The organism is Duganella sp. AC237 (genome assembly GCF_979254035.1).
On the sequence record NZ_CEEDEW010000003.1, the window covers coordinates 423,394 to 434,743 of the forward strand.

Consider the following 11,350-nt stretch of genomic DNA (forward strand, 5'->3'; position numbering starts at 1 on the left):
GGGCGCGCATTATGCCCCGGCTGGCCGTTTGATACGTGTCTGGAACCACTCTCTCGCTTCATCGCTCTTGGTTAGGACGGCAAGGCGCGCCGTGGGACGCGTGCATGCCACGTATAGGTCTTCCATCTGGAACGCAGAGTCCGGTTCGGCCGACGGGATGCCGGCATCGACCAGAATGATTGCTGGTGCCTCGATTCCCTTGAAACTGCGGATTGTCGAGAAGCAGACCTGACCGACGCCACCCATATTTAGTAGGTCTTCGGACAGGAACATCCCGTTTCCCTTTAGATGCTCGCTCATGCATGAATTCTTAAGCGCATACGGAGATAGGACGACGACGCCTCGCTCGTTGCTCCACTGGCGGGCGAGTTCCCAAGCCTTATTGGCCATAGCCTTTCGGTCGGTGCAGGAAACGACTAGCGGGACCTCGCCCTCGGGCATTCCTGGCATCGACAGGATGTCGCCGGCGCCGAGGAACCCATTGGTCGCGTTGTTGACCTTCATTGTATTTCGGCAATTATGGTAGAGCTTGAATATCACGTCGGCGCCGAACGCATCGCCGACACCTGCCCTAAAAAGATCCTGGCGCCGATCTGTGAAGATGGTCCACCCGGATCTAGGCTCGCGTAGGAGTTCGTGCAAAGCGTACAGCCGGAGTTCGTTGAAATCCTGCGCCTCGTCTACGATGATGGCGTCGTATTTCTCATCGTGGCCGCACTCCGCCGCTCGTCCGAAGGCTAGTTCAGGCAAGGTCTCCTTAAAATATTGGTCAAGTTCGCCGACAATCGCTGGTTGGCCGCACAGATCAATGAAGAGCTTGTCCACGCTTGCGATGCTTTCCGCAAGGCTTGGGTGACGTTTTCGCAGTGAACTGGCGAGCTTCTTGTTGAAGCATACATATAAGGCCCTTCTCCCTGACTCAACGAGCGCCTGTAGCCGCCACATGGCGAGCAATGTTTTGCCCGATCCCGCCGGACCCGTTACCGCCACCGTCGGGAATTCGAATACTCCACGCAGCGCCGCGAACTGCTGGCGCGTCAGCTTGTCGATGAGTTCCAAGTCCTGCTGGACGTCGACTTGCGTGTCCGCCTTAACGACGGTAAAGGGTTGGCTCGTCAAGATTGCTGCGATCGCCTCAATGGTTTGCATAGTAAAGTACTCAGACTTTCCATCCGAGCCCCGTTGCGTGAGTGCGTGCCGGATCCTCGATTCTAGTTCGTGCATGTTGCGACTAGTGACCATGGTGGAGGCGTCGAACATTGCGGGTACATTGCTCGCCACGCCGTTCGGATAAGCGACAAGCCAGGAATAGCGACCGGGGAATCTGGGCCACGCGCCTTTTTGCTCGACGATTCTGGCTAGCTTGTACATGTTCTTCATCGCTTGCTCGGGTGGGGATGGCGACACTAGGCTCGCCAAGCCATCCTGACCGCGTCGGTACCACAAGCCGTCTTCGCCGATAAATATTTCTCGCGATCCCTTTACCTCGACGATGACCATTCCAGCGCCGGGTACCAACACAACGAAGTCGCACTGGCCATCAGCTACCAATCCGCTTTCCTCTCGAATTGCCCAGGTTACGTTGACTAGTACTGTCCACGTGGCCGGCAGTTGCGCCTGTAACTTTTGCAGCATCATTCTTTCCGAGAAATCCGCGGGAATAGGGCCTAGTACGCGCGCCATTTAAGTGCCTCCTTTACTGCCGCTCGCTAGCCTTGCAATGACGATCAGGGCCGCAGCCTCGGCGTCCGCGAGCCTCCCCACGCCCACCATATGGACGAGAGGGGCGCTCGCCCCTGGGAGGCGTCGCACGATGACTTGTTGTTTCCGCCCGTCGCTCGTCTCGGCCAGCCAGGCACCTGGGCCTGCATCGTAGACGGGCATTGTTGCGATCTTTTGGTAGCGCGTACCCGCGTGCTCGAATTGTCCCACCGGCAGCACCTGGGTTAGGATAGGCGGGCCGCTGCCAGTCTCGCTAGCGGATGCCGACGATATTTCCAGCGTTACGAACTCATTCAGGTTCGCTCGTACCCATGCCATCCGGCGCGATAGATTAAACGAATCGACCAGCCGGATCGCCCTCACGTCGTTTTGCAGAGCCCACTGCTTGCATGCGGCGATCACGTTCTTTTCGCCGGGCTCATCTTCACACAGCGGATGGACAACTAAGCAGACGACACGTGCGTCGCCGGGCTCGCCCCAGCCTGGTAGCGGGGCGACCGAAGGTAGCGGAGAGCTCGGGAATGCTTCCCTGTAGCGCAGCGCGACTTCTTCGGCGAGATCCATCCATTCAGGCATAGGGGCGCTATTCCCTCTAGTGCCGACAATTACGGTGTCTAGGCCAGGGCGGTATGCCTTCCCATGCATCGTCGCCAGCATCTCCAGCCCCAGTTGCCAATCTAGCAGACCGTGGAGTGGACGATTGCGGTACCCGCGAAGCAGTGTTTCTGGGCCCCTCCAAGGCTCTTTCGTCGACCGCTCCCATGCGGCCCGAAGGTTGCCCCCCATTCTGGACGCCGGTCCATCGCCTAGAATGCAGCCTTCCAACAAATCTTCCCACTTATCATTTGCCCATTCGACCAGCCCCGCTCCGTTCGGATGGGCATCGGCTAGGTAGAGTTCTGCGCCGATCTCGGGGCCGCTCGTGTACCGGTGTACCGATGCGATCTCGATGTCTAGCGAATCGATGTCAAGTTCGAGCGCGATTGCACGTTGCAGGATCGTGGCGGCTGAATACCAGGCGGCGCGGCGCCGCACCAAGACATGCGAATCGTCGACGAACGACAGGCCGAGGTCGTCAGCCATGCGGATGCCGAGGACATCCGTCGTCTTTGGCGATGTTATTGCAACACGCCGATCTGTCGAAGCGGAATCGCTACGCCAAATCTGCCCGCCCAAGCCTTGGCTACCCGGTTTTTTTGAAAGCCAACCTGTTTCGGAAAAACCGAAGAGCTTGGAATTGTTGGTGTTCGTCCTGAATACTCTTGCCTGTCTGCCGAGTGCAACTTTGCTGTTTAGCCGGCTGGCATAGGTGGCGTCTCCTCCAAGCTCTGGGGACATCGTCGTGGGGAACCCCGGGCGATTTCGTGTTTCCTCCCATCGCTTGGCGCTTTTGGTGGTATCGAGGTCTGACACGAAGGCGCGCGGCGCTACCGCCATGTATGGCTGCGCCTTGTCGTAGCTACAACTGGGGCACACAACGAGGGCAGAGCCTTTGAGGAATTGAGAGTTCCACCAAGCAGTACTTGCTGTAGGTTCTAATGTGCTTGCAGATACGACCTGAACCTGCAATTGGCGGCAATCGGGACAGAACAATTGAACATAAGCGGTCCCGACCGGTGGCCCGCTCGCTTCCCAGCAGTTCTTCACACGATTGTATCTTGCCTCACCGCAGATGCCGTCTGGGGTGATCTGTCGCTTGTCCCAGGTCCGGTGGGACCCGGGCACGAATTCTGCGACTGCCTGATCGAACGGCCGGTCCAGCGTTTTTGCCTCCTGGCTATCGGGGAACGAAAAGTAGAGGTTACGGACGTTTGTCGGCATGCCATACATGGGCAGAATACCTGCCTCCGCCAGGCGCAGTGCGAGCGTCGTCTCGACGAAGACGGGGTCCGCTAGAGCGAACTCGATTCGATCTGGCAAATTGTTCGTTGCGGCGGCCAACATGCTGGCGGCGATGCGCGTTCCCACCGCGATTGCGCTTGCCACCTCGTTAACTTCGTGTTGGTGGCTGGAAAACCAGTCACGGATGCCAGCCATACGTGCTGGAGCCTGCTCCACCGTCCCGAATTCGCCGTGAATGTCTGGCCTGCCAGTGTCGGCCCAAGTCGTGCCCGCTTTGCGAAAGGCCCTGCGTAGTACTTCCTTGGCGACCAGACGCTCGGCAAGAATCCTTTGCTCCCTCCCAACAGCAACGCTGGGTTGGGGAGGGACTCCACCAGTCATCTCTGCTGGGTACTCAAAATGTATGCGATCGTGCGATTGTCCGCGGCAGAAAGTTAGCGCCGCCGAGAATGGCTGGTTCTTCCGACCGGCACGGCCGGCTCGCTGCTGGTAGTTGAATCGCTCCGGTGGCATATTGGCCTGCAGAATCGATTCCAACGAACCGATGTCGACGCCAACCTCCATCGTCGTGGTGACCGACAACAGGTCGATGGCGTCTACGTTTCGATACGCGGGTCGCGGTGCTATGTCGTGGATTTCGTCGTCCTCGAAAAAGATTCCGCGGAAGTGCCGTTGCCGCTGCGCCTGATTAATAGTTTGTCCGGTAAGTTCTTCCGCGTGGATCCGGAATTTTGCGCGCGAGTCTCCCGCCTCGTGCGCGTAGTAATGGTCGCTCGCGATCGCTGATGCGTTCCTGGACGCGTCGGCGTCCCTTGGCAGTCGCCGGTAGCATCGGCAGCAGACACCCGCTGAAGCATGCCAGTGGACTTGATTGCAGCCTGCGCACCTCCACGGATGTGATTCGGGCGAAACGACCCTGACCCAAAGCTGTTCTAACCTTACGATGCCCCATTCGCCACCACAATGGTGTTGTGCTGTTTTCAGCGCATCGCGCACGTTGCAGCGCAAAACCTCGGGGTCCACGGCGAATGTTTTGGCTACCGCTTCTATGTATCGAAATACGCGCTTCTTGGCGATACTCTTGGAATTAGCATTTGGCTGGTCATCGGCCCATCCAACGACCGCGAATGATCCCTGCGCGGGATCGGTCCGGCGTTCTTCGGTCAAGATACGAAGCACTGAATTACATGCATCCCGTAAGGCGGGTCCCATTGTGGGGATCATCCCATTTCTGGTTCCAGGCTCGATGCATAGGTACCCGAGGCCCTGAGCCTCGATATCGTACAGGAGACGGCCCGATAATGCGCGCCATGCAGCCGTCCTGAGGGCCAGCCCGAGCGCCGCGAGGTCGGCCAAATTAGACTCTGACTTGTCCGTAACGCAGGATAGCAGAGTGCCATTCCGCTTATCGAGGACCTGAGTCCAATCGCGCTGGTCCTTACCCGGCCGCACGGTACGCTGCTCGACCGATGGTCCGCCCGGATTTACGCCAGTCTCCACGAAGGCGCGCCACAGTGGCGTTAGCTCCTGACCTCCCCGTGGATCAGGGGTGCGGAGGATGTCGTCGATACGTACATAGCCTGAGCTGTGCTCCCGCGCTTCTTTGATCGCCTGGCGGGCCTCTAAGGTACTAAATTCATTGTCCTGTAACGCATCTTTCACTGAAAGGAGGAATGCTCGAGCGTGTCCGAACGATATCTCGTCGAGGTGCGCCCGACGTTCGAGTAGGATTTGCCTAGCACCTACTTCGTCGTCGGCCTCCATTGCGGCTAGCATTTCTTGCTTAAGTGCGCCCATGTCGGATAGGTTCGCCCGGCGTAGTTCCTCGTGGAGGAACACGCGCAATAGGTGGTTCCATTGTTGGTCCTCGACGCCCACCGCTAGGCTCGCGGCGGCTTCTCGGCTGTCGGAGAATGCGACGAGGCGTTTAGACTCGCCTTCCAGTGCGCCCATTAGGTGCTTTGCGAGCAGATGCGACATCACGCCAAGGCCTGTGACGAACGAACGGATCGGAGACCTCCGGCCAATTCTGTCGGAATAGTTGATCTGGCAGGCAGGGCACCTTTGCGGCATCGCTGAGTACTCCTCCTTAGCATCGCCGTCGGTCGCTGCCGCGAGGGAGAACCATAGGCATCGTACCTCATCGTTGCCCAGCTTTGGTCTGATGTGGACGATCCCAGTACGTGGGTTGATCACGGCGTGCGTCCAAGCGGCGCTGCGCTTCGCCTTCGGCTTTCTATTGTCGTCAAGTTCCTCCGACCCATGCTTCCAAACATAATCGTCTGGGTTATCCAACTTAAAATCAGGTGGCACCAGCCAGATTACGCCTAGATCCTTGTAGCGTTGGCTATCAGTTCGGTTTGCATGGCTCGACTCGGGCAGCCCTTGGATTTGGGTCGGTAGCGCGGTCAGCTCGTAGGCAACGGGTTGAGACGGGCGCCCGGGGAGCTGGCTTGGCGCCCGTACTCCCATGTCGGAAATTGCGATTGGTATCTTGTTACCACAGAGCAGTTGCGTCCCGCAGCACTCGCAGTAAAGGACCTCAAGCAGGCGTTGCCCACCCGCCGAAAGTGCCAGATCGGGATGCAAAGAACCTACTCGTCGTCGCTCGTCGCTAGGCTGTAAGGCTGGCGTGGCCCATAATCCATCGATGTTCTTGGCCATCCAGTGGAACCGAAGTCGCGGCAGACCGAGGTCCCTCGCTTCAGTCGCCCCCATCGCAAAGAACAAGCCTCGGGTGGCCAGCTTAGCATCTTCGGGATTAGCGAGTGTTGGGAACCACCGGCGCGTCAGAGTGGATAAGGACGTCGCCCTTACGCGGTCTGCTCGAAATCCGGCGACGATTTGGTCGCTGACGCTAGCGCGCGCCTTAAGAAGGGAGATCACGAATCGCGGGTCGGCCTCGGCCCTAGCACTCGCTGCGGCGAGCGTAGTTCCCAGCTGGAGGCATGCGTTGGACAGCTCGTCGTCCATGGACGCGGTAGCGTCATCGTCCCGGTGAAGCATTTTCCCTTCCTCGATGTGAAAGCGCTCTTTCGCTTGTTCTGGGGTGAGCCCGAAGAACCCGCCCAGGAATTCGAAGCTCTTGTCACCGCCGTCTAGCGAGGCGCTCGATGCCAGGATTTGCAGCTGGGGGCTGTCGGCGCGTAAGTTCAACCGAAGCAGCAATAGGCGAATGAGGTAAGCCACTTCCGTGCCGGAGGCGCCGCGGTACAGGTGGAGCTCGTCTATGACGAGCTGGAACACGCGTGACTCATCGCCTTCGAGCCATTCGCGAGTAATGTCAAACATCTGCGAGTCAGCGGTGTCCTGGGCCAAGGACGGATGCACGTGGCGCATGAGCATGATCGAGAGCATGCTCACGTTCGTGATCAGTAGGTCTGGCGGGGCGGTCTGCATCTCCCATCGGTGGAATAGCTCGCATGCGCCAGGTTCAAGGCGCGGAATGAAGCTGGCCTGCTCGAGGGCCTTCTCGAGGTCCTTTGTCAGTGCCTCGACCCCGACTCCGTTGCCGTCCGCCTTGGCAAGGTCGATGTCTTTATTAAGCTTTCTGATACGCTCGATGATCCCGTTAGACTCGCCGATGGCGTCGGAGAGCGTTCTCTTAAGCCGGTCATGTGCGTCGGCGCGTCGCGACCCGTCGACGTCGAAGGGATGGCCTGCAATTGGAGTCGTTCCATTGTAGCGGCCGAAGCGAATGCGATTGCCCGCAAGCGCGTCGTTCTGCGCCTCGTGCGCGCCATCAGTGTCAAGCGCGCTTCGTAGCCGCGAAAGTTGGTCTTCGACCAGCGCGTTCATGGGATAAAGCACCAAGGTGCGAAGGGCTGCGGGACGGGTCTCGCCCCGCAACTTGCGGTGTGTATCGTTCCAGCGAGGAGGGCTAGCCTTGGTCCAGGTAGTATTGCTCGGCTTAGCAGCTGGCCACCCCCTATAGGGCGCTTTCGCTTCCTTAATGAGGTTGGCAAGCACTGGCAATAGAAACGATTCCGTCTTGCCGGAACCCGTGCCAGTCACGACAACGCAATGCTTTCCCTCCAGCGCACGGCGCAACATGCGTTGCTGGTGGATGTACAGGGGATGGTCACCATTGAACAACCCCGCGCCGACGACCGCTTGAAAGGCTTCCACTGCCGCCGGTGACATTCCTGGCAAGTCCGCTCCCGAGAGCTCGTCGAGTGCTTTCCCGGACTCGTACGAGGGAATCGGTTCGACGTACGGCTCCTGGAACAGCACTGCATCCTTGTCGAGCAGCTGCTTCCGGTCGTGCTCAAAGGTTGGCGAGTTGGTCGCGAAGGCCGAAGTTATGTAGCGCTTGATTCCGGCCTGGATTTGCTCGAATGATTCTATTGGATCTCTCATATTGTTCTCGTCGATACCGGAAAAGTGCAACCTGCGACAGCCGCTTTCCGTGTTTGTGTCATGTTGTGGCCAGACTGGCGCCTAGTTTGCTAGCAATCATCTGCGCCACCTCCGGTGGCACAGATCGATATAGGAGCCATTTGCCAGCCGCCATACCGTTGTAAACCTGGCTGACTGCAGCGATACTTTTACCGTCTGCCTGCCGGACGATTACGCATCGCCCGTCGACTATACGCTCGGTGGTCTGAACAACCTCGGGGGCCACGCCACTACACAGCACTAAGGCGCGTTCGAGGACGATCGGTAAGCTCATGCGTGCTGGCAGAAATAGGACTCGCTCCCTAGCGGAATATGGGAGCGGCCAAGGACAAGCATCGTTGATATAGTGGTGCTGCTTCACCCAGCGGGCAAAAGCCTGCATTGCGATCCAGATACCCCACCGCGAGTCGCGTATAAATCCGTAGCGTGACTTGCCTTCTTTTCGCGTGGACAGCATGTAGACACGCCCACCTTCAATGTCCCGATCGTCCATGCGGAATAGGTCGCAGTCCGAACGTGGTGCCAGGCGCTCCATGGTGTGGAAGCATCCCGTGCCTGGGTGGAACCTTTGCGGATGATGTTCGAGGGCCCCAACGCTTTCAACCGCACCTTGTTCGACATCGACGCGCACTTCGTCGCAGGTTGCGGCCCAGGTAGCGACGCAATGCGCCTGCGCACCCAAGGAATGCATGTTGCAGGCAGCGGCGATACGTTCGATATCAGTGGGAGTACACCCCACGATCCTCCAAGCAGGAAGTAGCCCCGTAGTAGATGCAGGCTGATGAATGGCCCTTACTCCAACCCTTTCGTAAAGGGAGCGCCATTGTGATCGGGACAATGAGCCGAGAATGGTATGGACTGCCACGCCAGCGCGCGACATTGGCAGTGCGTAGATTGCCGGATGCACGGCATGAATGCGCGTGAAGTGACCTCTCGAATTGGTCTCTATTTCTAGATGCCCACGGCAGCGGAGATCCAGCAGGACCTTGTCGGCTTGCATGGTTCCCCCGACGCGGGCCAGCAGTCGCGCCACCTGCTCCTTTGCCGTGCCCCATGCCATGGAGCCATGCCTAGCCAAGCTATCTAGGAATAGGGTGGCGGGGTTCGAATCCATCTTCAGCACGCCTAGTGGATGAAGCTTATCTCCAAGAAGGTCGACCTCGACGGGGGGGGGCACGAGTGCAGTCGCCTTGGCTTCTAGTACATCTTCGGCCAGGCTTCCTCGCAGGCCGGCGCCTGTTCCTTGTGGATGACCTTGTCTGTCCAGACTAAACTCCCGGCCCAGCGAGATGTGCTGCCCGTTGTCTGGTGCGATCCTCAACGTCACGCTCGCGAGCTCGCGGATACCTTCAAATGCTGCTATCCGAAATGACTTTTGCGTTGTGTCCCGCAGCGATACCCTAAAGCGCCGCACCCCCGGCTTTCTTCCTTCTTGAAACGACGCAGTTTCCGCGAGGTCTACCATTGCGTCGGCGCGCAGGATTGTGCCTGGAGGAGCATCGAGCTCGAGTGACGGTAGGTCGTAGGATAGGTATTGCCGCTTACTAGCGCGCCGAACCGATCGCCCGCCAACGATGGCTAGTATGCGGCCGGTTCCGTCGGACGGAACGATGCCCGGCAAGGTATCGATCTTGGCCTTGCTCAGGCCCCCGCAGTCGGTGACGCAGGCCATAACCCAGCTAGGTGGCAAGCCGCTTGTGCCTACCAGCTGGTGCTCGACCTCATCAAGCCAACTCAGCAGCCGCTGAGCGAAACGCGGCGTTGCGAGAAGATATGCACATCCATATTTCGGCAGTGGATGCTCCTGGAGCTCCTCGCGTTGTGTAGCGTAGTCGAACCCCCAGACGAGGATCCGTAGGTCTGCCTTTGCCAACGCGAACTTGCCTAGATCTTCCGCCTCGCTGCCTTCCTCCTCCAGCCTCGCGTTGAATAATACGTCGTGCGCTGCGGAGTCGAGCAAGGCAGCGCGGGATGCCGCGATGGAGATATCGTTGGTAGCGGGTACAGTAGTGCACCGCTCGGTGCCCCACGCAGGTGCCCGCCATTGGTCTAGCCCCCGATGCAGCACGACCTCACTCCCTTCTCGAAATGGAGGAACCCGCCAGTGGACCTGCCAATTGAGTGCGGGTTCGACAGGCACCAGAGCGAGCTCGACGATTCCGCGGATCACATCCTCGCTCTGGTCCTTGCCGGCGCTGCGCAGGGCGCTAGCCGGCAAAGGGCCGTCCCATTCCTCGAACAGAGCCTTTAGGTTGGCCTGGATTGGGCCGCGTAGTTCTTTATACCCAACAGCGTCCCTGAAGCTCTTGGATAATTCTTCTGAGGCATAGGCGAGGACGTCGCTTTCGACCTGCCGGGACCAGACCTGACCCCGCCTTAACCCAGCAAGCTCGAATACGCTACCAATTGCCTCGCGATCCTGCCTGGACAAGAAGCATTGGGCACGCGGGAGGCCAACGTGCGCATGGCCGCCAAGGGTGCGCGGGACGAAGCGTCCGAATCGACCTTTCGTCTCGCTTGTCCACGACCCGAGGTCATACCATGCCGGGTCGAGCTGTGCGAGCTGTGTGCTGTTCCAGTGTTCTGGCAGGGAAAGCGCCTTGCGCAAGTGCTTATAGTAACCTTCCTTGTACAACGCAGAGGAGCGTACAAGAGCGGCAAGGTAGGGAAGGTATGTCGGGGCCTTGCAACCGTGGTAGGCCGGGCTTAGGGTGCCAGGGTCGACGTAATTACCAGGTTTGTCGGCAGGGTATAGGCGTTGGCGAACAAGTGCAGTTAACTTGGATACAAGTTCTGTTTGGTACGGGTGGTTCAGGCCTCCGCGCTTTGAGGACATCCAGACCGGCCCGATGCGCACCGCTTTGAGGAAACCTTCGTCACCCCCAAGCTCGGGACCAATAAGATCAAGCTCAGCGCTGTCGATTTGCAGCCAGACCTCGTCGCCTTGACCTGCACCCGAGAAGAATGTTTCGAGTAGCTTGATGTTCCAAAGGCTGAATTGGTCGACGCTAGCGGTTGTCGCGGTTACATCCAACGGGGACATCATCAATTTACTTTCGCTCAGTAGTCGGCCATTCGCCGAACCCATGTTGCCAAAAATTTAAATTTACCCATTTTATTATTGTTAGTCAACATATTTTGCTTGTTAATAAGCAGCGCAACGTCATAGAGACACATCGGTGAAGAGCAGTTCGAAGGTGTAATAATGCTGGAGAACTCACCTATATTAGCGATGGGGCCGCTCTGAGCAACAACTTATTGTGACAGCCGGTCCAGAATTTAGGAGCGTCGTCGATAGGCGAAACGGCAAGATTGATGACTAGAGGATGCGGGCGGGTCCGTCAAGCTAAATTTTCCTTAGCCACTTTGATCAATTCGATCCTATCGA

The 11,350-nt window shown here is 58.4% G+C and carries 3 protein-coding genes; all 3 read right to left on the reverse strand.

Annotated features, from left to right (window positions below; genetic code table 11):
• Positions 1 to 9: 9 nt before the first annotated feature.
• The 3 genes from AC0IYS_RS02170 to AC0IYS_RS02180 are packed head-to-tail and all read right to left on the reverse strand — an operon-like array spanning position 10 to position 11,008.
• Entirely contained in the window at positions 10 to 1,683 is a 1,674-nt protein-coding gene (locus tag AC0IYS_RS02170) for a nuclease-related domain-containing DEAD/DEAH box helicase (protein ID WP_471703637.1), read from the reverse strand.
• Positions 1,684 to 7,923 carry a DEAD/DEAH box helicase gene (locus AC0IYS_RS02175; RefSeq protein ID WP_471703638.1) on the reverse strand — a complete coding sequence of 2,080 codons (6,240 nt, stop codon included), beginning with the start codon at positions 7,921 to 7,923 and terminating at the stop codon, positions 1,684 to 1,686. It lies immediately after the preceding gene.
• 58 nt (positions 7,924 to 7,981) lie between these two features.
• Positions 7,982 to 11,008: a hypothetical protein gene (locus AC0IYS_RS02180; protein ID WP_471703639.1), complete on the reverse strand. Its 3,027-nt coding sequence runs from the start codon at positions 11,006 to 11,008 to the stop codon at positions 7,982 to 7,984.
• Between the last annotated feature and the right edge of the window lie 342 nt (positions 11,009 to 11,350).

Coding starts and splice junctions, on each gene's coding strand:
- AC0IYS_RS02175 (WP_471703638.1), bottom strand. CDS start 7,923: ATGAGAGATCCAATAGAATCATTCGAGCAAATCCAGGCCGGAATCAAG.
- AC0IYS_RS02180 (WP_471703639.1), bottom strand. CDS start 11,008: ATGATGTCCCCGTTGGATGTAACCGCGACAACCGCTAGCGTCGACCAA.
- AC0IYS_RS02170 (WP_471703637.1), bottom strand. CDS start 1,683: ATGGCGCGCGTACTAGGCCCTATTCCCGCGGATTTCTCGGAAAGAATG.